Raw genomic sequence first — 24,462 nt, forward strand, 5'->3', positions numbered from 1 at the left:
ACTTGATCATGCCGCCGGGACGGCGACGGTCGATGGACTAGGCTGCCGCACCGTGACCGACCACGCCGCTGCCGCCCCGACCTGCCTGGCCCGCCCGCTGGGCCCCGACGAGCAACCAACGGGCTGCGCCGCCGCCCGCGGTGTGGACGGGCGGCCGCTGCACGCGGCGGCTCTGCGGTTCTACTGGGGGCCGATGGACTGCGGCAAGTCCACGATGGCGCTGCAGATGAACTACAACCACGCCCGGCAGGGCCGCCGCGGCCTGGTCACCACCCGCATCGACCGGTCGCTGGGCCCGCAGGTCACCACCCGCATCGGACTGGCGCACGAGGCGATCGAGGTCACCGACGACCTGGACCTGCGCGCCCTGGTGCGCGACGCCTGGGCCGAGGGGGTCCGGGTCGACTACCTGATCTGCGACGAGGCGAGCTTCTACCGCGTCGAGCACGTCGAGCAGATGGCCGAGCTGGTCGACAGCTACGACGTCGACGTGTACGCCTTCGGCCTGGCCACCGACTTCCGGTCCTGCCTGTTCCCGGCCGCGCAGCGGCTGTTCGAACTGGCCGACCAGGTGGCCCGCATCCAGGTCGAGGTGCTGTGCTGGTGCGGGCGGGAAGGGCTGCTCAACGCCCGGGTCGTCGACGGCCGGGTGGCCCGCGAGGGGGCCCAGGTGGTCATCGGCGACACCGCGGACTCCGCCGAGGTCCGCTACCAGGTGCTGTGCCGCCGGCACTACCGCGCCGGGGAGCTCGGCCCGCGCCCCTGACCGGCACCGGGTCCCCGGTTGGACACGGTTTGATCACGACGCGAACCTTTCCGGACCCCTCGCCGCTTCCTCCTGCACGACGGGACGGCGACCGGCGCCGTCCCGCCCTGCGCGTACTGGGGGACAGCACGACATGAGGCTCGCGTTACGACGCGCCCGCGGGGCCAAGGGCCTGCTGCTCGCCGCGGCGGGGGCGACCCTGGTGGCCACCGCCGCGCTCACCGGCCTCGCCGCCTACAACGGAGACGTCGTCGCCTCCGGCACCACAAGCGTCCTGACCGAGGCCACCGTCGAGGAACGGTCGATCCTGGTACGCGGCCCGGCCGGCGGCACCGCCGAGACCCTCCGCGAACGGGACACGGCGCTGCGGGCGCACGTCACCGACGGCCTGTCCGGCCTCGACGCGCGGGTGACCGCCGCCGGGTACGCCGCCGGCCGGCAGCTGCGCGGCGCCACCGGCGACGCCGTGGCCGACAGCGGCGGCACCACGTACGCCTCGGTGATGTTCCTCGACGACCTCGAGGCGCACGCCCGCCTGGTCGACGGGCAGTGGCCGCAGCCGGGCACGAAACCGGTGCAGACGGCGCTTGCCGAGCCGGTCGCCGCCACGCTGGGCGTGGGTGTCGGCGACCGGATCCCGGTCACCGACGGGTTCACCGGCCGGGTGACCGAGGTGTCCGTGGCGGCCGTGTGGGCACCCGCCGACCCGGCCGACACGTACTGGCGGCTCGCGCCGGAGACACCCACCGGGACCCTGCCGGGGTCGGCCACCTACGGGCCGTTGACCGTGCACCGCGACGACTTCTTCGCCCACTTCCGGACCAACGCCTCGGCCGGTTGGCTGGTCGAGCCGGACCTGGCGGCGGTCACCAGTGGCGCGGCGCTGGACCGGCTGGCCGAGGACGCCGGTCAGGTCGCCTCCGGCGCGCCGGAGGCCGCCGGGCTGGGCGACGCCGGCACCGCCATCACCACCCTCGACGACCTGACGCGGCGCCTGCAACGGGCCACCCTGGTCGGGCGGTCCGCCCTGGTCACGCCCATGCTGCTGGTGGTGGTGCTCGGCGGGTACGCGCTGCTGCTGGTCGCCCTGCTGCTCACCGAGCACCGGCGGGCCGAGACCGCCCTGCTGCGCGCCCGCGGGGCCGCGCGACGGCAGCTGGCCGGGCTCACCGCCCGGGAGGCCGCGCTTGTCGTCCTGCCCGCCGCCGTGCTTGCGCCGCCGCTGGCGGCGCTGCTGCTGTCGTACGCCGACCGGGTGCCGGCGCTGGCCGCGGTGTCGCTGCGTCCCGGCGGACCGGACGCCCGGCTGTGGCTGGTGGGGGTCCTCGCCGCGGCCGGCTGCGCGCTGGCGATGATCGCGCCCGGACTGCGACGCGGCACCACCTACGTCGCCGACCAGGCCGCCCGCTCCCGACCCAGCCGCCGCGGCGTGGCGCAACGCGCCGGTGTCGACGTGGTGCTGGTGGCGCTGGCGGTGCTCGCCTGGTACCAGCTGCGGCAGTACTCGTCGCCGCTGTCGCGCAGCCGGTCCGGCGGGCTGGACGTGGATCCGCTGCTGGCCGCCGCCCCCACCATCGGCGTGCTGGCCGGGTCGGTGCTCGCCCTGCGGCTGCTGCCGCCCCTGACCCGCCTGGCCGAACGCTGGGTCGACCGCAGGCAGTGGACCGCCACCATCCTGGGCACCTGGCAGGCCGGGCGCCGCCCGCACGCCGGCCCGGTGCTGCTGCTCGCCCTCGCCGTCGCGGTCGGCACGCTGGCCTGGTGCCTGGCCGCCACCAGCGAGCGGTCCCTGACCGACCAGGCCGGTCATCGTGTCGGCGCCGACCTGAGGTTGACCGAGGTCAACGGGTCCGCCGACGACGCCCGGTCCGACCAGCTCGCGCAGCTGCCGGGAACCGACGCCGTCCTGGCCACCTGGCGGGACACCGTGCGGCTCGGACCGGCCAGCGAACCCGCCTCGGTGGTGGCCTGGGACGCCGGGACCGCCGCGTCGGTGCTGCGGATGCGCCCCGACCTGGCCGGCGGTTCGGTCGCCGACCTGCTCGGCGACCTCAGCCGGGCGCGCGTCACCGCGCCGCACGCCGACCTGCCTCCCGACGCCCGTACGCTCACCGGCGCGCTGCTGGTGCGAAGCGACGACGTGACCGCCCGGATCCGCAGCTACGCGGTGTTCGTCGACCCGTACGGCGGTCACCGGCGGCTGCTGCTGGCCGACGCCCCCGCCGGCGAACCCGTCCGGTTCTCGGTCGAGCTGCCGGCACATCACACCGGCACCTGGCAGCTTGCCGGCTTCACCGCCGAGACGGTGGGATCGGCCACGGCAGCCGTCGACTGGCAGCTGACCGACCTTCGCGCCGGTGCCGGGGCGGCAGCCGGCACACCTGTCGACCTGCGTGCTGCCGGGCTGTGGAAGGTCCTCGACCGGGAGGGCCCGGTCGCCAGCTACGACGCCACCGGCGGCGGGTTGACCGTCCGCTACGTGCGCAGCGGGCAGGAGGGCCGCTGGAGCATCGGCGGCGGGTGGCCGGTGCAGTTCGCGATCGCGCGGCCGGCCGCGGCGCAGCCGGTGCCCGTGGTCGCCACGCCGGCGGCCCTCGCCGCGCTGCGGATGGACGTCGGTGGCGCGACCCGGCTCGTCCTCGCCGGCACCGAGGTCGACCTCCGCGTCGTGGACGTCGCGGAGTCGGTCCCCGGCGGCACCGAGGCGGCCGCCCTCCTGGTGGACCTGCCGTCGCTGTCCAACAAGGTGTTCCACGAGCACGGCCTCGTCCGGTCGCCGCAGGAGTGGTGGCTGTCGGTGGCTCCGGCGCAGCGGGACGAGGCCGTCGCGGCGGCCACCGCCCTCGGCGGGCTGCGCGTGCTGGACCGCCAGGCGGTAGCGGGTGAGCTGGCCGGCGACCCGTTCGGCGTGGGCGCGCGGGGCGCGCTGTTCGCCGCCGCCCTCGCCGCGGTGCTGCTCGCCGCGGTCGGTGTGGCCGTCGACGTCAGCGCGACCGCCCGCCGCCGGGCGACCGAACTGGCCGTGCTGCACACCCTCGGCGCCGGGCACCGGCTGGTGGCCCGCTCGCTGCTGGCCGAGCAGGCGCTGCTCGCCGGCCTGGGTGTGCTGGTCGGCCTGGCCGTCGGCGTCGGCGTGGCCGCCACCATGGCGCCCCTGGTGATCCTCACCCCGTCGGCGGACCGGCCCGTACCGGAACCGTTGCTGCAGGTCGACTGGCCCCCGGTGGCGGGCACCGGGATCGGCCTGCTGCTGCTGGCGTTGGCGTTCAGCGTCAGCGTGTCGGCGACCCTGCGGCGGCGCCTGGCCGCCTCCCAGCTGCGGATCGGAGAGGACCGGTGAGCGCCGCCATGCGTGACGGCAACGACAGGCGGTCGCGGCGGCGCAGCGCGGGGCCGGTCCGCCGGGTGCGGGCCTTCGCCGCGCAGGCCGGCCTGCTGGCGGCGCTCAGCCTGGTCGCAGCCGTGCTGCTCACCGCCGGGCCCCAGCTCACCACCGAGTACGCCGACCGCGGGCTGCGCAACGAGGTGGCGGCGCTGCCGCACCTGATCCGCGACGTCACCGTCAGCACCCAGCAGCTGACCGGCGGGGTCGGCGCCGCGCCGGCCCAGCTCGACCGGCTCGCCGCGGCGCTGCCCGCGCCCCTGCCCGGCCTGGTCGACAAGCGGTGGCAGGCCAGCACCATCGACCCGGATTCGTTCACCGCCCGCGGTGACGCCCCGCCGATGAACGGCGGCGCGGTCAAGCAGGTCGGCGTCACCGCGCAGACCGGCGTGACCGACGCGGCCGACCTGCGGGCCGGAGCGTGGCCGCGCAGCACCGACGGGCAGCCGGCCCAGGTGGCCGTCTCCGAGCGGGTCGCCGAGGTGCTCGCGCTGTCACCCGGCGACCGGCTGCGGTTCAGCGGCCGCGGCCCGCGGCCGGCCGAGGCGGTGGTCAGCGGGGTGTTCGCGCCGCACCGCTCCACCGACCCGGTGTGGGACGACCTGCGCTACGCCCTGGACCCGTTCGTGCCCGCCGACGACGGCGAGCCGTACATCGCGGTCGTCGTCACCGACCCCGCGGGGGCCGCCGCGCTGTCCGTCGGCACCGCCACCCCGCTGACGTTCAGCTGGCGGTACCGGTTGGATCCCGACCGGCTCGACACGTCGAACCTCGGCGCGGTGACCACCGCCGTCGCCGAGACCCGCCGCACCCGGTGGCTGCCCGGCTCCGTCGTGCAGACCGGCCTGGACACCGCCGGGGTGCGCTTCGCCGAGCAGCTCGCCGCGGTCCGCGCGCTGGTCGCCGTCGTGCAGGCGGGGCTGGTGGCCAGCCTGCTCGGGCTGATCCTGCTCGCCGCCGCGCTGACCGTGCAGCGCCGCCGGGAGGAACTGGCGCTGCTGCGCTCCCGCGGCGCGTCGCTCGGTGCCGTCGGCCGTCGCCTCGCCGCCGAAGCGATGCTCGTGCAGCCCGTCGCGGTGGCCGTCGGCTGGCTGGTCGGCACCCGCGCCCCGGGCCGCGCCGCACAGGTGCCGTGGCCGGTGCTGGCGCTGGGCGTGCTGGCCACCGCCGTGGTCCCGGTGCTGGCGATGCTCGGCCAGCGGCGGGTCACGTTCGTCGCCCGACGGCAGGACCTCACCCGGGCCCGGCCGTCGGCGCGGCGGCTCACCGCCGAGGCGGCCGTGCTCGCCACCGCCGTCGCCGGGGTGCTGCTGCTGCGCCGCCGTGGCCTGGACACCGACGCCGGTGTCGACGTGTTCCTGGTGTCGGTGCCGGTGCTGCTGGCCGTCGCGGTGGCGCTGGTCGCGCTGCGCCTGCTGCCGTGGCCGCTGCGGCTGGTCGACCGGTTCGCCGCCCGCGCCCGCGGAGCGCTCGTGTTCCTCGGTGCCGCGCGGGCCGGGCGGGGCGCGCCGGTGACGGTCGGCCCGCTCGCCGTGCTGATCGTCGCGGTCAGCACCGGCGTGTTCAGCGCGGTGGTCGCGACCACCGTCGACTCGGCCCGGGACCGGGCCGCCGACCTGGCCGTTCCCGCTGACGCGTGGCTGACCGGGTACGCGTACACGCCGGACGCGGGCGACCGGCTGGCCGGCGTCGACGGGGTGGACGCGGTCGCCCGGGTGTGGACCGAGGCCAACCGGCGGCTCCTGTCGGGCACCACGGCCGACGCCGAGACGCTGGGCCAGGCGCGGGTGCTGGTGGTCGACGGGCCCGCGTTCGCCGAGGTGGCGCGGCGCAGCGGCGTCGAGGTCGACGTGCCGGCCGTGCTGCGCGACGCCGGCCGGAGCGACGGGCCGGTGCCGGCCGTGGTGTCGCCGGCCGTCGCCGCCGACGTGGACGCGGGCGCGGCCGCCGACGTGCAGGGCCGCCTGTACGCGTTCACGGTGGCGCAGGTCGCCGAAACCTTCCCCGGCCTGGGCACCGGCGTCGAGCGGTTCGTCGTGCTGCCGTGGCAGGCGCTGCCGGAGTACGCGCAGACCCCGGTGATTCCCAACCGGTTCCTGCTGGCCGGGGACGACGTCGCGGAGGCGGAGCTGCTGACGGTGGCCGACGAGACGCAACGGCAGCGGCAGGCCGCGGTGCTCGGCCGGCCGGTCGCGCAGCCGGAGATCCCGGCCGCGTTGAACACCTGGTCGGCGTACCGGGAGGGGTTGGAGCGCTCCGGCGCGAACGGTGTCCTGGCGCTGGCGTTCGTGCTCGGCGGCGCCGGCGGCACCGCTCTGGCGGTCCTCGCGGTCGGCTTCGCGGCGGTCGCCGACGTACGCGGCCGCGGCCGCGTGCTGTCGCGGCTGCGCACGATGGGCCTGTCCGTCCGGCAGGGCCGCCGGCTGCTGGTGTACGAGCTGGTGCCGCTGGTCGGGGTGGCGGCGCTGGCCGGCGGCGCGGTCGGGGTGGCGCTGCCGTGGCTGCTCGGGCAGACCCTGGGCCTGGACTCGTTCACCCCCGGGGTGGCGGCGCGGGCCCACCTGGATCCGCTTGTCGTCGGCGGGGTCCTGGCCCTGGTGGTGGTCGGCCTGCTCGCCGGGCTGGCCGTGGAGAACCTGGCGAACCGCCGGATGCGTCTCGGTGAGGTGCTCCGCGTGGGAGAGGAGAACGCATGACCGTCGTCGACGACGCACCCGACCTGGCCACCCTGCAACGACGGGCGGCGGAACGCGCGGCCGCCCGCGCCGGCGGCGCCGACCGGCTGCGCGGGCACATCGTCTGCGACGGGCTGGTGCGCATCTTCACCACCGAGGGCGTCGAGGTCGTCGCGTTGCAGGGGCTGGACCTGGTCGTCGACCGCGGTGAGCTGCTGGCCATCGTCGGCGCCTCCGGGTCGGGCAAGTCCACCGTGCTGAACATCCTGTCCGGCCTGGACGTGCCGACCGCCGGCATCGCCCGCGTCGCCGGCTACGACCTGCTCACCATGTCGGCGAAGAAGCGACTGGCCTACCGCCGGCACACCGTCGGGTTCGTGTGGCAGCAGACCGGCCGCAACCTGCTGCCGTACCTGACCGCGCGGGAGAACGTCGAGCTGCCGATGCGGCTGGCCGGTCGGCGCGGCCGGGGGCTGCGCCGACGGGCCGTCGAGCTGCTGGAGATGGTCGGGGTGGGCTACTGCGCGGACCGCCGGCCGGGGCAGATGAGCGGCGGGGAGCAGCAGCGCTGCGCGATCGCGGTGGCCGTCGCCAACGACCCGGAGGTGCTGTTCGCCGACGAGCCGACCGGCGAGCTGGACGAGGCGACAGCGGCGGAGGTGTTCGCCGCGCTGCGCACCATCAACGCCGAGCTGGGCGTGACGATCGTGGTGGTCACCCACGACCACCAGGTCGCCTCCCAGGTGCGCCGGACCGTCGCGATCCGCGACGGGCGTACCGCCTCGGAGGTGCGCCGCTCGGCGCGCATCGGCGCCGACGGCGTCGAGGAGCTGGTCACCGAGGAGTACGCGGTGCTGGACCGCGCCGGCCGGATGCAGCTGCCGGCGGCGTTCGTCGACGCGCTGGCCCTGCGGGACCGGGTGAAGCTGACCCTGGAGCCCGACCACGTGCAGGTACGCCCAGGCGTGGACCCGAAGGAGGAGTCCTGATGAGCGACGAGTTGGTCCGGGTGGAGCGGGTCGGCCGCGACTACGGCAGCGGCGACCGGGTGGTGCACGCCGTCCGGGACGTGTCCTTCACCGCCGGACGCGGCGAGCTGGTCGCCATCCGGGGCCGCTCCGGCGCCGGCAAGACGACCCTGCTGAACCTCATCGGCGGCCTGGACAAGCCGACGGCCGGACGGATCCACGTGGCCGGGCACGACGTGACCGCCGCCGGCGAGCGCGAACTCCTGGCGCTGCGCCGCGACACCATCGGCTTCGTGTTCCAGTCCTTCGGGCTGATTCCGATCCTGTCCGCGGCCGAGAACGTCGGCGTGCCGATGCGGCTGGCGAAGGTGCCGGCCGCCGAGCGTGAGCAGCGGGTGGCGGTGCTGCTGGAGATGGTCGGCCTAGGCGGGCACGCGGCGCAGCGGCCGTACGAGATGTCCGGCGGGCAGCAGCAGCGGGTGGCGATCGCCCGGGCGCTGGCCAACGACCCGCCGCTGCTGATCGCCGACGAGCCGACCGGCCAGCTCGACTCGGAGACCGGCCGGGCGGTGATGGACCTGCTGCGCGCGCTGGTGCACGCCCGCGGGATGACCGCCCTGGTGGCCACCCACGACCCGGGGCTGATGGAGCTGGCCGACCGGGTGCTTGTGCTACGCGACGGCCGCCTGGTGGCGGCGGGCGAACCCGTGCCGGCCTGAGGTCAGTAGGGGTCCCCGCACACCCGCCACCCGTCGCCCTCGCGCACCACGGTCAGTTCGCGCTGCTCGCTCACGCCGCCGTCGCGGGTGAGCCGCACGCTGACCGTGCCCTTGGGGCGACCGCGGTCGGTGGACACCGACACGTCGAGGATCTCGTAGCCGGTGACCGTCGGCGGGGTGCGCACCCAGCTGGTGAAGCCGAGCGCGCTCCACCGCGTCCGCGCGTCGGCGCACAGCCGGTCGTACGCGCCGTCGGTGTCGCCGGCCGCCACCGACCGCAGGAAACCGTCGGCGGTCTCCCGGACCGGGCCGCTGGCCTGCGTGACCACCTGCAGGTTCCACGCGCCGAGGCCGGCGACGCCCACGAAGCACAGCCCGACACCGACGGCGGTGAACACCAGCCCCGTGCGCACCGGTCGGCGTGGCCGTACCGGCCGGCTCCACGGCTGCTCAGCGCCCACCCGTCGACCGTAGGCAACCGGCGGGGCCACGCGCAGGCACTCGGCCGGTCGCGGTCGAGCGCGGCAGGTCAGCCGCGGCGGCGGGACCGGGCCGCCCAGATCACGTACGCGGGGTCGCGGTCGAGGTTGTGGCGGTCGCGGTCGTAGCGGCGGGTGGTGCGCGGGTCGGCGTGCCCCATCGCGTCCTGCACGTCCTCCAGCGGCACGCCCTCGGCTCGGGCCGTGGTGGCGAAGGAGTGCCGCAGCGAGTGCGGTGACAGCCGCGCCCACGCCGGGATGCCGGCCTGGCGGGCCAGGCGGCGAACCAGTCGGAACACGGAGTGCCGGTCCAGTCGGGCGCCGGTCGCGGTGACCAGCAGCGGGCCGGTCAACTGCGGCACCGGCACACCGGTGGCGGCCGCCCGCTGCGCCAGGTACGCGTCGACCGCGTACGCGGTGCCCGGGGTCAGCGCCCGGCGGCGGGCCCGGCCGCCCTTGCCGACGAAGCGGATGCTGCGGTGGCCGCGTTCGGCGCCCAGATCGGCGATGTCCAGCGAGACCAGCTCGCCGACGCGCAGCCCCAGGTCGGCGAGGAGGGCGATCGCGGCCCGGTTGCGGGCGGCGGTCGGGCCGGTGGCCGCCGCGGCGGCGGCGAGCAGCGCGTCGACCTCCTCGGGGGTGAGGCCGACCGTGGCCGAGTGGTCCCGGTCGATGCGGGGGCGGTCGGCCCCGGCCACCGGGTTGGCGTCGATGGCGCGGAGCTTGACGAGGAAGTCGTACCAGCTGGACAGGGCGGACAGCTTGCGGGCGACGGTGGCCGGGGTCAGCGGACGGCCGCTGCGGGCGGCGAGCGTCGACTCCAGCGTCCGGGCGTACTCGTTGACGTGCAGGAACGTCGCGCCCAGCGGGTCGAGCTCCCGCCCGGCGCACCAGGTGAGCCAGCCGGCGACGTCCCGCCGGTACGCGTCGCGTGTGTGCTCGCTCAGCCGCCGGTTGCGCAGCCACGCCTCGGTGAAGTCGGCGGGGCCGGCGGACAACGCCGGGCGCGGCGACGGGCGCCGCACCGGCGCCTCGGAGGAGAGCATGTGCGAAAGGTTCTCAGGACGACCGGCGGAACGGTCGGAGGCGCGCCCGGTTGCCGGAAAACGAGCGCGGGACGGCCGGCGTGGCCGTCCCGCGTGCGGGCCGCCCGGATCAGGCGTTGATCTGCCTACGGCCGCCGCCGTTGGCGGTGATCGTCACCCGGCGGGGCTTGGCCCGTTCGGCGATCGGGATGCGCAGCGTGAGGACGCCGTTGTCGTAACCGGCCTCCAGCTTGTCGGTGTCGAGGGTGTCGCCCAGGAAGAGCTGCCGGGTGAAGGTCCCCATCGGCCGCTCGGCGGCCACGAGTTCGACGTTGTCGCTGCCGGGTCGGCGGCGCTCCGCGCGGACGGTCAGCACGTTGCGCTCGACAGTGCAGTCGATGCTGTCCGGGTCGATGCCCGGCAGGTCGAACGCCGCGTAGAAGTAGTCCCCGTCGCGGTAGGCGTCCAGGTGCATCATCGCCGGTCGCGCCGCCGTGCCGAAGAACTGCTCGGCGAGCCGGTCGATCTCGCGGAACGGGTCGGTGCGCATCAGCATGGTCGTGCCTCCTCGGTTCCTCGGTCCGAAGGTTCAGGTTGAGTCCAGGTGACTCAACTTCCTCTTCTGTGATAGCTCGCAACCGGCGCGGCGTCAACTCGGGCCGTCCGCGGCGCTCGGGCCGTCAGCCGGCCCGCCGGTACACGCCCCGCTCCCGCGCCAGGAACCCCTCGTCGACCAGGTACCGCCGCAACGACACGTGATCCGCGCGGCCGCCCGCGCACCATCCGCGCAGCACGTCGTCGACGTCCCGCTCCGGGTAGTGCACCTCCGGCTCGAACGAGGTGGCCACCTGCGCGAGCAGCAGCCGCCGCCGGCCGTGCTGCGCCGGCAGCGACAGCACCGTCCCGTCGCGCAGGAACGGTCGCAGCGCCCCGTCCGGTCCGTCCTCGACAGTGCGCACCGCGGGGGCCGTCCGGGCCGCCTCCCGCAGCCGGTCGGCGTCCACCCGCAACCCGGCGTCGGCGCCGTCGAGCAGGCCGGCGTCGCGGAGCCGGCGCAGGGCGGTGACCACCTGCCGGGCCGTGAGCCCCGTGCGGTCGGCCACCGCACCCGCGTCCCCCGCGCCCAGCACGACCGCCGCGAAGACCTTCCGTCGTACGTCGTCGGCGAGCGCCCCCGCCAGAGCCTGCGCTGTCATGGCGGCCACCCTGCCAGCCGGTGCGCGCGCGTCGCCAGGCGTTTTCGCGGTCAGAGCGGGTGACCGGTGGTGGCGTCCACGTGCCCGGGCACCGGGTCGTGCCGGTCGCCGACGCTGGAGGTGCCAGACGGCTCGAACATCAGGATCGACGCACCGGCCGGCGACGACGGGCGGTGCTCCACCCCCCCGCGGCACCACGTACACCTCGCCCCGGCCCAGCACCACCTCACGCTCCCCGCCGGCCGCCCCGTCCCGCAGCGCGATCCGCAGCTCGCCGTCGAGAACGAGGAAGAACTCGTCGGTATGGTCGTGCGCGTGCCACACGTGCTCGCCGGCCACCTTCGCGATCCGCACGTCGTAGTCGTTGACCCGGGTGACGATGCGCGGACTCCACAACTGCTCGAAGCCCGCCAGTGCGGTCGTCAGGTCGATCGGTTCACTGCCCATCGCTCCATTGTGCGGCGTCGAGTCCTGCCACCGGGTACTGCCCGGCACACGCCGGGTGACCGGCCGGCTACTCCCCGGTCGGCCCGCCGGCCAGCTCGGTGACGATGTCGAGGTGGCCGAGGTGGCGGGCGTACTCCTGCACGAGGTGAAACAGCACGCGCTCCAGCGTCGCCGGCGCCGCGCCGTCCCACCGCGGGCCCGGCGCGCCGACGGCATCCAGGTCGGAGGCCTCGACCACCGCGCGGGTGTGTGCGCCCTGCGCCCGAAGCGCCGCGACCAGCCCGGCACGGTCCTCCTCCGGCGCGACGTACCAGCGCCCGTCCCGCCAATCCCCCCACGGTTGCCCGATGTCGCGGCCCTCGAACCCCCAGGCGATCCAGCGCAACTCCACGAACCGCAGGTGCTTGACCAGCTCCAGCGGCGTCCACCCGGACGGCAGGCGGCTGCTGCGCAGCTCCGCTTCGGGCAGCGCGTCGACTTTCCCGATCAAGCTCTCCCGGAAGTAGTCCAGGTACCGCAGGAACACGTCGGCGCGGTCGGTGGCCGGCCCGGTCGGCGAGGGGAACGCAGTCGTCACCGCGCCATTGTCCGCCTCCGAGGAAGGAAGGGCCCCTTCTTAACGCCTGCGGTAGAGGAAGGGCCCCTTCTTAACACTCGCCCGGGGCATGCGGCAGAGTGACCGGGTACGGCGACGAGGGAGGCGGTGGCGGTGGCGGATCCGACCGGGGTGGTGTTCCCCCGTACCGGCGAGCGGCGCAGCACGTCGGCGCTGGGCCGGGCGGTCGTCGCCGACGCGCTGCGCGGCGTCGACCCGGTGGGCGCCCGCGCCGCCGCACACGAGACCGACTGGCGGCACGGCTACCTGGTCCACTTCCGCCGGCTGGTCGAGGCCGGTCTGCTCAGCCGCGACGCCGCGCTCACCATCGCCCGCGACGGTCTCGCGTCCCTGCATGCCCGGATGCGGTACGTCGACGCCGAGGGACGCGAGACCGGCCTCGCCGACGCCGTTACCGGCCCCGACGATCCGGAACCGCCACGAACCGCGACCGTCACCGGCCAGGGGGCGGTCGAGCGGGAGTTCTCGGTGCCGTACCGGGGCCGGCGGTTGCGTGGTGACGAGCTGCGCCGCCGCCTCGACGACTGGGTGGCGGCCGGTGTCGTCGAACCGTCCTGCGCGCAGGCCGTGAGCGCGGTACTCGCCAACCCGGACTGGCTGGACCTGCGCGACCAGCGCATCGTGGTGCTCGGCGCGGGCGCCGAGATGGGCCCGCTGCCGTCGGTGCTGCGCTGGGGCGGCGATGTCGTCGCGGTCGACCTGCCCCGGCCCGAGCTCTGGCGGCGGGTGCTGGCCGCGGCCCGCCGGTACGGCGGTCGGCTGCACCTGCCGGTCCACCCCGACACCGCGACGGGCGACGACGACGCCCTCGCCCGCGGCGCCGGAGTCGACCTGCTGCACCATCTGCCGCAGGTCACGCGGTGGCTCGACGGCGTCGAGGGCCGGCTCGTGCTCGGCAACTACGTCTACGCCGACGGGGCCACCAACGTCCGGGTCGCCATGGCCGTCGACGCCCTCACCGACCACCTCGGGCGGCACCGCCCCGACGTCGCGCTGGCGTTCCTCGCGACCCCGACCGACGTGTTCGCCGTGCCGGGTGACGCCGTCGCACACGCCGACCGTGGCTTCGCGCGGCGCGGGATGGCCCGCCGCGCGCTGCGGGTCGCCTCCGGCGGGCGCCTGCTGCACCGCAACTACCCGCCGGACGCCGACCCGGGGATCAACGACAGCCTGGTGCCGCAGCAGGGGCCGAACTACGCGCTGGCCAAGCGGCTGCAACGCTGGCGCGCCGGGGCGGCCCGCGCCGCCGGCGCGACCGTGTCGTTCCACGTCGCGCCGCCGACCCGGACCCGCTCGGTGCTGCGCAACCGCGCGCTCGCGGCCGCGTACGCCGGCGCCCACCGCTTCGGCATCGAGGTGTTCGATCCGGCCACCAGCAACACCCTGATGGCCGCGCTGCTCGTGCACGACCTGCGTACCGGCGGCGGCCCGGCGCACGAGCATCCCTGGCAGGACGAGGCGTACGCCGCCGCGCACGGCGGCCTGTGGCGGGTGCCGTACGCGCCGCGCTCCGCCCTGGGGCTGGCCGTGCTGCTCGGCCTCGGCGGCGCCCGCACCTGAGGATCGTCGTGCTGGAGCAGATCACCGGGCTGTCCCGGCACTTCACCACCGAGACACTGCGGGGTCACCTGCTGAGCCGTTCGACCCGTCTCGACAACGGCTGCCTGATCGTGCGCGGCTACGGCGGTCGGCGCGGCACCCACCAGAAGGTCGCCGGCCGGGCCTGGGCGCACATCGCCGCGTACGTGGTGTTCGTCGGCGTCCGCGACCCCGCGCTGGAGGTGACGCAGGTGTGCGGGGCACGCGACTGCATCGAACCCACCCACCTGCGTCAGGTGAGCCGCGCCGAGGTCAGCCGGCGGCGGGTCCAACGCCCGCAGTGCCGCAACGGGCACGAACGGGAGATCGATCCCGGGACGGGCCGCTACCGACGGGTCTGCCGGACCTGCAGCCGGGACGCGCAGAAGCGCTGGCGCGAACGCCAGGCGGCCGAGGTCGCTCGCGGCCGGGCGTCGTTCTAGCGACCGGCGGGCCACCCCGCCCGCCGGCACCGGTCCACTCGGATCCTCGTCTCCCGGTTACACCAGCTTGAAGCATTACGCACAAGAACAGTCATTATGATGTACGGCTTCCGAGTGCCGGCTCGCCGTGATTATCGGATTTTCGTTACCGGTATTTCGGTAATGATGCCCTGATCGGGGGCTGAGGAACATCCGTGTCAGCAGCTTCCCGTCACGCCACGAGAACCGCAGCGCCCGGCCGATACCGGTGCTGCGGACCTTCCTCGTCAGGAGGGGCGTTGGTAGAGGATGTGTCACCGGGCGCCAATCCGGGCCTGGCCAGCGAGGAGCATCCAGCTAGTGCGTCCGGGCGGCGCTGTCCCGAGCCTATTCGAGGAGCAGGACCACAAGCTCTACCAGCGAGCCCCCGACAAAGAGGAACAGCGCGGTGATGCGGACCGGGCGTACGGGTCTGGCGAGGAACCTGAGGAAGCGCGCTGCTGTGCCGAGCAGTGTTCCCTCCACCGCGCCGGGCATGGCGAGCGGCATGGCGGCCAGCGTAAAGACCATCAAGGTCAACGCCACGAGACCGACATATGCGAGGAGCCGCACCGCCTGTGATTGGGTCGCCAATCCGGTGAGATCGAGAGTGTTGACGGCGACCACCACCGCGATCGTGGCCAGCATCAGCAGCATCCAGCCGAGGCCGTAGCTTCGTTCCTTCGTGTCGGCGGCCCTGCTGACCAGCCGCCGTCCGCTCTCGGGTAGCTCGCGTGACAGGAACTCGTCGATGCGACGTTCCACCAGCGCGGACGCCGCCAAAACCTTCTCGCGACTTTCACCATCGCGCAGGTCGTAGGTGTCCCGGAGCTCATCCGTCACGGTATGCCAGAAGGTGATGAAGGCAGCCTCGTCCAAGCCGGATGGGGTGGTCTGCGGCGGGGTACGGACCAGGCTGGAGTGCGGCACCACGCCGCCCACGGTCGCAACAGAGGTGTTCTCGACGAAGAAGCGATGGACCTCATCCCGCAGCTGAGCGATTCGGGCGATCGTCCGGTATTCGGATCTGCGTTGTGCGTACTCGTCGGCGCGTCGACTCCAGTGTTGCAGCTTCGCTGGATCGATGAGATCGACGATCGCGCTCAACCCGGCCAAGAAGAGAGCCAGCTTCCCGGCGATCTCGAGAACCCGCACCGGGGCATCATAAGCTCGACAACACCCCTCAATGAAAGATCAACTATTTGGCCCCCCGGGTGACGTGGTTCTTACGTGTGTGGAGCCTCGCTCGGCCGTAAACGGTTTGAGCCGCCCTCCGGGCTCCCGTAGGTTGCCTGCGGCCCGTCGTCCCAGTGAAGACAGAGGACAGAACGCGTGACCCCGCCTGCTCTCCAGACCTGACACCTTCTCCCGCGCACCGGTAGCCGACGCTCCCGTCGGTTCCGCCGGGCTGCCCTCGCGCCGCCCGGTCACACGCGTTCGAGGCCGCGCGCAATCGGTCTCGTGTCAGGTCTAGAGATCAGGTCTAGAGATCATGTCTGCACCACCTCATATCGTGCTGCCCTGGGTCGTTCGCCGGACCAGGCTGCCGCTGCTGGCGATGCGGTGCGTGGACTGCCGCTCGGGGTCGGCCACCACCGGCGGCGGCAGGTTCCGCGTCAACGCCAACGGCAAACTGCTCGACGTGTGGCTGCTGGTCCGCTGCGTGTCCTGCGACCGGACGAGCAAGCTCACCGTGCACGAGCGAGTCCCGGTCAGCTCCCTCGATCCGGCCGAGCTGCACGGCTACCACGTCAACGATCCGGACCTGGTGGCGTCCCGGTTGTTGGATCCGTCGCTGGCCCGGCGCAACGGCTTCACGCTGGACTGGACGGGGGCATGGCGGCTGGACACCCCGCCGGCGTGCCTCGACGCGACGTGGCCGATCCAGGTGGAGGTCGTCTTCGAGGATCCGGTGCCGGTGCGCCCGGACCGGCTCATCGCGCAGGGGCTCGGCCTCAGCAGGAACGAGGTGCTACGCCGGATCAAGTGCGACATCCCGCTGCGCCGTCCGACGAGGGCCGCATTCTGGTTCACCGTGCTGAGCGGGGACCAGCCACCGGTCCGATCGGACGCCGGATGCGGGACCGGGCTGCCACCGGCCCTCGACCGGTGAGGTAGCCGGGCGGGCCGTGTGGCCCGCCCGGCTGCACCGCCGAACGAGGCGGCCGGATATTCACCGGAGGTTGGGGAGGCAGCGACCGCCGCGGCCTCCCCGACCTGGATCAGCCGGCCGGGGCGTCCAGGACGGGGATGAGTTGCTCCTCCTCGTACGCCAGGTGGGCCTCCAGGTCGGCGACGAGGCGCGCGACGTGCTCGCGGACCTCGTCGCGGTCGGCGTCGGCGGCGGTGACCGCCTGCTGGATCTCGTCCACCAGCTCGGCCACCCGCCGGTGCTCGGCCCGGAGCCGATCGAGCACGTCGGCCAGGTCGGGGCGCTGCGCGGCGAGGCCGGCGAACATGCCGGCGTCCTCGCGGGTGTGGTGCGCGTGCAGGCCGCCGCAGACGGTCAGGCAGTTGACCCGCAGCTGCGCGCCGAGGGTCGGCCCGGAGCGGTTCACCTCGTCGCGGATCAGTGCCAGCTCCCGCCGGAACGCGTCGTGGATGCGCCGCAGGGCCTCGCCGAAGGAGACCCCGTGCGGCGGGCCGGCGTGCTGTGCGTACAGGGCCACCACCGGGATGAGCCGGTCGGTCTTCGCCTGGTAGTCGGCCCAGCCGGGGTCGGCCTCCACCGCCCGGGCGAAGACCGCGTCCCGCTCGGCGCCGGTAAGCACCTCGGCCCGCGCCGGGTAGGTGAAGACACCGTCCTCGACGGTGACGGCCGGGTCGGCGACCAGGTTGTGGAACCAGTCGGGGTGCCGGTCCGCGCCACCGGCGGACGCGATCACCAGGATGCGCTCGCCGCCGTCGGGAAGGTAGCCGACCGGGGTGGTGTGCGGGGCGCCGGACCGCGCCCCGGTGGTGGTGAGCAGGATCAGGCGGGCGCCTTCGAAGGGCTCGCCCACCCGGCCGTCGTTGGTCCGGAACTCGTCGATGATCTGCTGGTTGAAGTCGTCGGGCATGCGCTGCTTTCGGTGACTGGGCACAAGGGCGCGGCCGCCGGGTGACCGGCGGGCACGGAGGACGGCGCCGCCGGTGGCGGCGTCCAGACGATCAAGGGGTACGCGGTGGGCAGGGGCTGCAGGGCGGGGCGCGGGCCCCCGCCGGCCTCATCGAATGGCCGGGTGCCCTGTCCGCTCGTGGCCCATGGCCGACCCGGCAGTCACGGCACCGACCCTACCGACGCGCCGATCCGCCGGTCAACGGAAGTCGTTCTCCGTCAGCTCGATCACCCAGGCACGCCGCTCGGCGATCTTCCCGTCCCGCATGACGAACACCTCGGCCATCGACATGCGCATCTCCTCGCCGGTGTCCCGGGTGGCCGACCCGGTCAGCTCCGCCATCACCACGTCGTCCTGCTCGACCATCCGCACCACCGCCAGGCGCGGCGGGCCGACGAACCCCACCCCGTCGATCGCGGCGTCGTAGGCCGCCTTGCCGGCCAGGTGAAACGCGCCGAACACGGTCCACTCGATGTCGTCGGTCAGGCAGGACAGGATCTTGGCGTGGTCGCCGGCGCGGAAGCCGTCCAGGTAGGTCTCGACGGTCTCGGTGTTGCGCGACATGGCAGGTTCCCCTCGTTCGGCGGGTCGATCCCGGCGGCGCCGGTGTGGTCCGCCTCGGATCATGGCGTCCGGCACCGACGAAAACGTTGTGGTTGCCCGGCACGCGCCGTGCTGACAGGGTCGTGAGGTGAGCGAGATGACCGGGGCCGACGTCACCCGCGCGGTGGACGCCATGACCGGGGTGCTCGGCCCGCACACCGATCGGGACTGGTCGGTGCCGGCCGGCGACCTGGATTGGAACTGCTGGACGACAGCCGCGCACGTGGCCCACGACCTGATGGCGTACGCCGGTCAGGTCGTGGGCCGGCCGGATTCCGGCTACCTGCCGTACGACCTGGTGGTCTCCCCCACCGCCGCGCCCGCCGAGGTGCTACGGGTGGTCGGCGCCTGCGCGGGCCTGCTGGCCGCCGCGGTGGACTCGGCCGCGCCGCAGGTCCGGGCCTGGCACTGGGGACCGTGCGACCCGGGCGGCTTCGCGGCCATGGGGGTGGCCGAGACGGTGCTGCACACCCACGACATCACGCGCGGCCTCGGCGTTGCGTGGGCACCGCCGGAGGAGCTGAGCATCGGTGTGCTGCGCCGCCTGTTCCCGGACGCCCCGGACGGGCCGGCACCGCAGGTGCTGCTCTGGGCGACCGGACGCGGCGAGTTGCCGGGCCACCCCCGGCGTACCTCCTGGACCTGGCGCGCCGCGGTCGAGTGAGGCCGTCGCGGGTACGGTGCGGGCCGTCCTGCCCGGGACGCGCTAACCTGGCCGGCATGGAGTGCTTCGCCGCCTGGCGTACCCGCCGCTGAGGGCCACCGCGCCGCCGTGACCGGCCGCGCGTGAGGCCCGGATGACGCCTTCTGTCCGGCTTCACCCTCTCAGTGACGAGGTGCACTTCTCATGCTCATCCGCGCGTTCCGCCAGGAGGACCTGGCGGCCCTGACCGACCTGACCATCGACACGTTCCGGCCGTTCTACGAGGACTACTTCCGTCCGCTGGTGGGCGAGGTCGTCTTCGCCAACCAGCACGGCACCTGGCGGGACGACTACCGCTCGCAGGTGGCCGGGCTGCACGATCCGGACCGGCACCGCCATGTCGCGGTCGCGGAGACCGGCGACGCGATCGCCGGCTACGTGGCGTGGAGCGTCGACCCGGCCCGCCGCAAACGGCACCATCAGCCACCTCGCCGTCGACGGCGAGCACCGCCGGCACCACCTGGGCACCGCCCTCTGCGAGCACGCGTTCGCCGAGATGCGGGCCGCCGGTGCGCAGGTCGTCGAGATCGGCACCGGCAACGATCCGTTCCACGCGCCCGCCCGTGCGCTGTACGAACGGCTCGGGTGCACGCAGTTGCCGATCGCGGTCTACTACCGGCAGCTCTGAGTGCCTCCGGTGCGGGGTGGGCGCCGCCCGCCCCGCACCGGGACCCCGGGTGGCGGTCAGGCGGCGGTGGGCTCCTCGCCGCCGGCCCGCTGACCGGCGCGGCGGCGCCACGGTAGCCACCACCGCCGGGTGGGCCGCCGGGCGGGTGCGCGCGGCGCGGTCACCGCGCAGTGGTGGGCGCCGGCCTGCTGCCGCTCGGAACGCCACCGTTGGACCGCCTGCTCGACGTTGACCGGGCGGACCACGACCCGGGGGCCGGTGGGCGTGCGCAGCCACGCCATGATCTCGGCGTTGAGGGCGGCGACGTACGCGCGGACGGCCTCCTCGGTGGGCAGGTCACGCACCTCGGCGGGCAGTTGCTCGATCTTGCGGCGCAGCTGCAGCGGGGTGGGCAGGAGCAGGTCGCTGGGCAGCGCCTCCCGCTCCAGGAAGCTCTTGATCCACCACGACTCGTCGTACGGCAGGTCGCGGCCGGGGATCGGCTTGCCCATGCCGGGCAGGTTGTCGAACTCCCCCCGCTCCTGAGCGGCGCGGATCTGCGCCTCGACGGTCGCCTCCCACCGTGCTGCCTCCACGCGTCCCTCACCCCCGCCCCCACGCTACCCGCCGCCACGGTCATGGTTCCCGGAGGATTGCTGCGGCGTTGGGGGCTAGGGGCTGGTTGTCGAAGAGGTCGCCGGTCAGCAGGTTGACGCCGCTGACGGGGATCTGCTGGGGCTGGTCGGTGTGGTTGAGCAGGAACAGCCAACTGCCCCGGTCGCTTCGCCGGCGCACGGCCTCCACGCCGGGTGGCGCCGCCGGGCAGGTCGGCATGGCGCCCGCCGCCCGGGCCGCCTCGGTCAGCAGCCGCCGGTAGGTGTCCTCGTCTGGCCGGGTGGAGACGTACCAGGCGGTGGCGGCGCCGACGTCGTGCCGGGTGACGGCCGGGCGGCCGGCGAGGACCCCGGAGGCGTACGCGGTCACCGGGCGGGCACCGGTCAGGTGCACCGTCTCGGACCAGACGGTGGCGGTGCCGCCACCGGTCAGCGGCAGCCGTTCGCCGTCGGCGAGCGGGTGGAACTCCTCCACCCGGACGCCGAGCAGGTTCCGGTACGCGCCCGGGTAGCCGCCGAGCCGCACCCGGCCGTGGCTGTCGGCGACGCCGCTGAGGTACGTCACCAGCAGGTGCCCGCCGGCCTGGACGTGCTCGCGCACCCAGTCGACCGTGGCCGCGTCGGCGAGGTAGACGGCGGGAAGGACGAGCAGCCGGTGCCCGTCGAGCCGGTCGCCTGGGGCGAGCACGTCGCAGCCGTACCCCGCCCGCCACAGCGCCCGGTGCGTGGCGGCCACCTCGGCGTCGTGGTCGACCCGCCCCGACGGCAGGCCGGGGTGGCGCAGCGCCCACCCGCTGGCGGCGTCGCGCACCACCGCCACGGGCGCCTCGACCCGGCCCTCGACCTCGTCGAGGCGTTCCAGCAGCCCGCCCAGCTCGACGGCCTCCCGGAAGACCCGGCTGTCCGGCCCGGCGTGCGGGACGAGGGCCGAGTGGAAGCGTTCGGCCCCGCCGGCCGGGGCCCGCCACTGGAAGAACAGGACGCCACGCGAGCCGCGGGCGACGTGGGCGAGGCTGTGCCGCAGCATCCGGCCGGGTTCCTTCGTGTGCATCCGGCCGGCGGTGTGGATCTGGTTGGGCGCGCTCTCCATGAGCAGCCAGCCGTCGCCACCGGTGCCGCGCCGCGCCCAGCCGCGGGCCAGGTCGGCCGCGAGCGCCGTCTGCTCCTCGGCACCACCGTCCACGGCGGACGGGTAGTGGTCGATCGCGACGAGGTCCACCGCGGCGGCCCACCGGGCGTGGTCGACCGGCACCCAGTCGCCGAGCACGTAGTTGGTGGTCACCGGCACGGCGGGGTTGGCGGCGCGCAGCAGGTCGCGCTGCTCGGTGTACGCGGCGAGCAGGGTCTGGGACCAGAACCGGCGGAAGTCCAGCAGGTGGCCGGGGTTGGCCAGGTACTGGGTGGCCCGGGGGGTGGTGACCTGCGCCCAGTCGGTGTAGTGCTGGCTCCAGAAGCTCGTGGCCCAGGCGTCGTTCAGGCCGTCCAGGTCGCCGTGGCGGTCGGCGAGCCACCGCCGGAAGGCGGCAGCGGCGTGCTCGCAGTGGCATGTGGTGCCGTACTCGTTGTGCACGTGCCACAGGGCTAGGGCCGGGTGGTGGGCGTACCGGTCGGCGAGGGCGGCGGCGATGTTCCGCGCGGCGGAGCGGTACGCGGGCGCGGCGGCGCAGTAGGTGTCCCGGCTGCCGTGGTGCAGCCGCACGCCGTCGGCGGTGACCGGCAGCGCGTCGGGGTGCGCGAGGGAGAACCAGGGCGGCGGGGACGCGGTGGGGGTGGCCAGGGCGACCCGGACGCCGTTGTCGTGCAGCAGGTCCAGCGCCCGGTCCAGCCAGTCGAAGGTGTACCGGCCGGGTGCCGGTTCCAGCCGGGACCAGGCGAAGACGCCGACCGTGACCAGGTTGACCCGGGCCCGGCGCATCAGGGCCACGTCCTCGCGCCAGACCCGCTCGGGCCACTGCTCCGGGTTGTAGTCGCCGCCGTACCGGAGCGGGCCCTCACCCCACGTGTTTGTTTGCACTCCGGCCAAACTACGGAACGGTCTTGGCGCACGTCAACATGCTGAATCGGTCAAATCATCGACACCGATCGTTGACAGTTCGTTGGGAAGTTAAAGAAACTGGTGGAACCGCCGGAGCCGCTGCCGTCCGAGGAGACGCCGATGCCCTACCGCCCGCCGCTGGTGCCGTACGAGACCTTCGTGGCCGACCCGCCCGACCTGCCCGTACGGGCGCCCGGCGAGGACGGTGCCGCGCTGGTCGGCCGGGCCGAACTCGTCGCCGCCGACCCGCACGGGGTGACCGTCAAGGCCACGCTCTCCGACGGGGCGTCCACGGTGGTCCGCGTCGACGCCGCCGGGGACGGCGTGATCCGGGTCCGCCTCGCCGACGACCCCCAGGCCCGCGGCCGCGCCGCCCGCGCCGCGCCACTTGTCCACCCCGGCGCCCACCCCGCCACGGTCACCGTCGCCGACGGCCGCGTCCGGGTGGACGCCGGAGCGCTCGTGGCCGAGCTGGGCCTCGACCCCTGGCACCTGGAGTTCCGCGCTCCGGACGGTCGGCTGCTGCTCGCCCAGGACCGGGGCGTCCGGGACATCAGCGGCCGCCGGCGCACCCTGCCGTTCGGGCGGTCCACCGTCGACGGCGCCACCGTGGCCTGGCACGAGAGCTTCACGGCACCCGGCGACGAACGGTTCGTCGGCTTCGGCGAGAAGTTCACCCCGCTGGACAAGCGCGGCCAGCGGGCGCTGATGTGGAACTTCGACGCCTTCGGCGGCGAGTCCGACCGGTCCCACAAGAACGTGCCGTTCTACCTGTCCAACCGGGGATACGGAGTGCTCGTCGACAGCGGCCTGCCGGTCCAGTTCGACGTCTGCCAGTCCACCCACAGCAGCGTGCAGATCCTCGTCCCCGACGAACTCCTGGACTACTACGTGCTCGCCGGCCCGACCCCCGCCGAGGTGCTCGACCGGTTCGACGGGCTCACCGGCCGCCCGTACCTGCCGCCCCGGTGGGCCTTCGGCGCGTGGATCTCCTCCGGCTTCTTCCCCGACACGCAGCAGCGGGTGCTGGAGCGGGCCCGGCTCATCCGGGAGCGCGGCATCCCCTGCGACGTGCTGCACCTGGACTGCTACTGGCAGGTCGCCGGGCGGTGGTCGGAGCTGCGCTGGGACGCCGAGGCGTTCCCGGACCCCGACGGCATGCTGCGCACCCTCGCCGAGCAGGGCTTCCGGGTCTGCCTGTGGATGAACCCGTACCTGATGACCGGCAGCCCGCTGTACGCCGAGGCCGCCGAGGCCGGCTACTTCCTGCGCCACCCCGACGGCGGCACGTACGTCGCGGACGTGTGGCACGGCAGCTACCCGGCCAGCGCCATCGTGGACTTCACCAACCCGGCGGCGGTCGAGTGGTTCACCGGCCTGCTGCGGCCACTGCTGGCCCAGGGCGTCGCGGTGTTCAAGACCGACTTCGCCGAGGGCGTGCCGGCCGACGCCCTCGCCCACAACGGCATGACCGGCGTCGAGCTGCACAACGTGTACGCGTTGCTGTTCAACGACGTCGTCGCCGCGGTCACCGAGGAGGTCGCCGGACACCGTACGGTGTGGGCCCGCTCGTCGTACCTGGGCGGGCAGCGGCACAGCGCGCAGTGGAGCGGCGACGTCAACGCGACCTGGCCGGGAATGGCGTCCACGCTGCGCGGCGGGCTGTCGCACGGGCTGTCCGGGGTGCCGTTCTGGAGCCACGACACCGGCGGCTTCCACGGCACCCCCGACCCGGACCTGTACGTGCGGTGGGCGCAGTTCGGGGCGCTGTCGCCGCTGGTGCGGCTGCACGGGACGACCAGCCGGCTGCCGTGGGACTTCCCGGCCGAGGCGGAGCGGCACGCGGTGGCCGCGCTGCGGCTGCGGTACCGGCTCATGCCGTACCTGTGGTCGACGGCCGCCCGCGCGGCCCGCACCGGCGTGCCGATGATGCGGGCTCTGCTCGTCGACACCCCCGACGACCCGACCGCCTGGGCCACCGACCTGCAGTACCGGCTCGGGCCGGACCTGCTGGTCGCCCCGGTGCTCGACCCGTCCGGCGTCCGCGACGTGTACCTGCCCGCCGGCGACGACTGGATCGACGCGGCGACCGGCGAACGGCACGTCGGTGGCCGGCACCTGCGGATACGCGTACCGCTGCACCGGATGCCGCTGTACGTGCGCCACGGCGCGCTGCTGCCGCTTGTGGACCCGGCCGGCACGGTCGGCGACGGGCCGTTCCGCGACGTCACCCTGGCCTGCTTCGGCGCGGTCGGCGGGCGGACGGTGGTGCACGACGTCGACGGCGACACCGAGATCGAGGCCGTCCGTGACGGCACCGAGCTGCGGGTACAGACGCGAGGGCCGCTGCAGGTGGGGCAGCTGGTGCTCGCCGGGGTCGGCGACGCCGGCCTCCCGGCCCGGTCACTGCTCAACGGGGAGGCGGTGGCCGTACGGTCCGTGCCGGGGCTGGTCCCCGACGCGGGCTGACCGCCGGGTGCGGCGCCCGCA

General features: G+C 74.6%; 21 protein-coding genes. 11 read left to right on the top strand and 10 right to left on the bottom strand.

Going from position 1 to position 24,462, the window contains the following annotated elements; translation table 11 throughout:
- Positions 1 to 52 precede the first annotated feature (52 nt).
- The 5 genes from ABTW87_RS12120 to ABTW87_RS12140 all read left to right on the top strand — a co-directional run bounded on the left by ABTW87_RS12120 (position 53) and on the right by ABTW87_RS12140 (position 8,510).
- On the top strand, positions 53 to 766 hold the full coding sequence (locus ABTW87_RS12120; protein ID WP_350650845.1) for a thymidine kinase: 714 nt from the start codon (positions 53 to 55) through the stop codon (positions 764 to 766).
- 133 nt (positions 767 to 899) lie between these two features.
- Positions 900 to 4,106 (top strand): FtsX-like permease family protein, encoded by a 3,207-nt coding sequence (locus tag ABTW87_RS12125; protein ID WP_350650846.1) that lies wholly within the window; start codon positions 900 to 902, stop codon positions 4,104 to 4,106.
- Entirely contained in the window at positions 4,103 to 6,844 is a 2,742-nt protein-coding gene (locus tag ABTW87_RS12130; protein WP_350650847.1) for an FtsX-like permease family protein, read from the top strand. Before ABTW87_RS12125 ends, ABTW87_RS12130 begins: the two co-directional genes overlap by 4 nt.
- A complete protein-coding gene (locus ABTW87_RS12135; protein ID WP_350650848.1) occupies positions 6,841 to 7,812 on the top strand; it encodes an ABC transporter ATP-binding protein in 972 nt (323 codons plus the stop codon). Before ABTW87_RS12130 ends, ABTW87_RS12135 begins: the two co-directional genes overlap by 4 nt.
- Entirely contained in the window at positions 7,812 to 8,510 is a 699-nt protein-coding gene (locus tag ABTW87_RS12140) for an ABC transporter ATP-binding protein (protein ID WP_350650849.1), read from the top strand. Before ABTW87_RS12135 ends, ABTW87_RS12140 begins: the two co-directional genes overlap by 1 nt.
- Positions 8,511 to 8,512: 2 nt before the next feature.
- Here the strand turns inward: ABTW87_RS12140 and ABTW87_RS12145 are convergent, their stop codons facing one another.
- From ABTW87_RS12145 to ABTW87_RS12165, 5 genes are all read right to left on the bottom strand, one after another.
- Positions 8,513 to 8,971: an Rv0361 family membrane protein gene (locus ABTW87_RS12145; protein WP_350650850.1), complete on the bottom strand. Its 459-nt coding sequence runs from the start codon at positions 8,969 to 8,971 to the stop codon at positions 8,513 to 8,515.
- Between the two features lie 68 nt (positions 8,972 to 9,039).
- Positions 9,040 to 10,035, bottom strand: coding sequence for a tyrosine-type recombinase/integrase (locus ABTW87_RS12150; protein ID WP_350650851.1), 996 nt, complete (start codon positions 10,033 to 10,035; stop codon positions 9,040 to 9,042).
- A gap of 109 nt (positions 10,036 to 10,144) precedes the next feature.
- Positions 10,145 to 10,570 (bottom strand): Hsp20/alpha crystallin family protein, encoded by a 426-nt coding sequence (locus ABTW87_RS12155; protein ID WP_350650852.1) that lies wholly within the window; start codon positions 10,568 to 10,570, stop codon positions 10,145 to 10,147.
- A 124-nt stretch (positions 10,571 to 10,694) separates the two neighbouring features.
- Positions 10,695 to 11,657: a DUF2087 domain-containing protein gene (locus tag ABTW87_RS12160; RefSeq protein WP_350650853.1), complete on the bottom strand. Its 963-nt coding sequence runs from the start codon at positions 11,655 to 11,657 to the stop codon at positions 10,695 to 10,697.
- A gap of 67 nt (positions 11,658 to 11,724) precedes the next feature.
- The gene (locus ABTW87_RS12165) at positions 11,725 to 12,234 is read right to left on the bottom strand and encodes a DinB family protein (RefSeq protein WP_350650854.1); all 510 of its coding nucleotides are present in this window, start codon (positions 12,232 to 12,234) and stop codon (positions 11,725 to 11,727) included.
- Between the two features lie 132 nt (positions 12,235 to 12,366).
- On the opposite strand from ABTW87_RS12165, the gene ABTW87_RS12170 reads away from it, so the two are divergent.
- A complete protein-coding gene (locus tag ABTW87_RS12170; RefSeq protein ID WP_350650855.1) occupies positions 12,367 to 13,833 on the top strand; it encodes a hypothetical protein in 1,467 nt (488 codons plus the stop codon).
- A gap of 8 nt (positions 13,834 to 13,841) precedes the next feature.
- Complete coding sequence (locus ABTW87_RS12175; RefSeq protein ID WP_350650856.1) at positions 13,842 to 14,294, top strand: HNH endonuclease family protein; 453 nt, start codon at positions 13,842 to 13,844, stop codon at positions 14,292 to 14,294.
- A 366-nt stretch (positions 14,295 to 14,660) separates the two neighbouring features.
- Here ABTW87_RS12175 and ABTW87_RS12180 read toward each other — a convergent pair whose 3' ends face one another.
- A complete protein-coding gene (locus ABTW87_RS12180) occupies positions 14,661 to 15,467 on the bottom strand; it encodes a hypothetical protein (protein ID WP_350650857.1) in 807 nt (268 codons plus the stop codon).
- Between the two features lie 337 nt (positions 15,468 to 15,804).
- On the opposite strand from ABTW87_RS12180, the gene ABTW87_RS12185 reads away from it, so the two are divergent.
- On the top strand, positions 15,805 to 16,425 hold the full coding sequence (locus ABTW87_RS12185; RefSeq protein WP_350650858.1) for a DUF1062 domain-containing protein: 621 nt from the start codon (positions 15,805 to 15,807) through the stop codon (positions 16,423 to 16,425).
- 109 nt (positions 16,426 to 16,534) lie between these two features.
- Here the strand turns inward: ABTW87_RS12185 and ABTW87_RS12190 are convergent, their stop codons facing one another.
- Together ABTW87_RS12190 and ABTW87_RS12195 are read right to left on the bottom strand one after the other, a co-directional pair.
- Positions 16,535 to 17,371 carry a nitroreductase/quinone reductase family protein gene (locus ABTW87_RS12190; protein WP_350650859.1) on the bottom strand — a complete coding sequence of 279 codons (837 nt, stop codon included), beginning with the start codon at positions 17,369 to 17,371 and terminating at the stop codon, positions 16,535 to 16,537.
- Positions 17,372 to 17,608: 237 nt separating this feature from the next.
- Positions 17,609 to 17,974 carry a nuclear transport factor 2 family protein gene (locus tag ABTW87_RS12195; protein ID WP_350650860.1) on the bottom strand — a complete coding sequence of 122 codons (366 nt, stop codon included), beginning with the start codon at positions 17,972 to 17,974 and terminating at the stop codon, positions 17,609 to 17,611.
- A 136-nt stretch (positions 17,975 to 18,110) separates the two neighbouring features.
- Between ABTW87_RS12195 and ABTW87_RS12200 the strand changes: the two genes are divergently transcribed.
- Both ABTW87_RS12200 and ABTW87_RS12205 read left to right on the top strand, forming a co-directional pair.
- Positions 18,111 to 18,677 (top strand): maleylpyruvate isomerase N-terminal domain-containing protein, encoded by a 567-nt coding sequence (locus tag ABTW87_RS12200; protein WP_350650923.1) that lies wholly within the window; start codon positions 18,111 to 18,113, stop codon positions 18,675 to 18,677.
- Between the two features lie 376 nt (positions 18,678 to 19,053).
- The gene (locus tag ABTW87_RS12205; protein WP_350650861.1) at positions 19,054 to 19,344 is read left to right on the top strand and encodes a GNAT family N-acetyltransferase; all 291 of its coding nucleotides are present in this window, start codon (positions 19,054 to 19,056) and stop codon (positions 19,342 to 19,344) included.
- 56 nt (positions 19,345 to 19,400) lie between these two features.
- Here ABTW87_RS12205 and ABTW87_RS12210 read toward each other — a convergent pair whose 3' ends face one another.
- Both ABTW87_RS12210 and ABTW87_RS12215 read right to left on the bottom strand, forming a co-directional pair.
- Entirely contained in the window at positions 19,401 to 19,919 is a 519-nt protein-coding gene (locus ABTW87_RS12210) for a DnaJ family domain-containing protein (protein ID WP_350650862.1), read from the bottom strand.
- 40 nt (positions 19,920 to 19,959) lie between these two features.
- Positions 19,960 to 21,951 carry a beta-galactosidase gene (locus ABTW87_RS12215; RefSeq protein ID WP_350650863.1) on the bottom strand — a complete coding sequence of 664 codons (1,992 nt, stop codon included), beginning with the start codon at positions 21,949 to 21,951 and terminating at the stop codon, positions 19,960 to 19,962.
- A gap of 141 nt (positions 21,952 to 22,092) precedes the next feature.
- On the opposite strand from ABTW87_RS12215, the gene ABTW87_RS12220 reads away from it, so the two are divergent.
- Positions 22,093 to 24,441: a TIM-barrel domain-containing protein gene (locus ABTW87_RS12220; protein ID WP_350650864.1), complete on the top strand. Its 2,349-nt coding sequence runs from the start codon at positions 22,093 to 22,095 to the stop codon at positions 24,439 to 24,441.
- Positions 24,442 to 24,462: the final 21 nt, after the last annotated feature.

This window comes from Micromonospora sp. NPDC126480 (genome assembly GCF_040302465.1).
Classification (GTDB): Bacteria; Actinomycetota; Actinomycetes; order Mycobacteriales; family Micromonosporaceae; genus Micromonospora.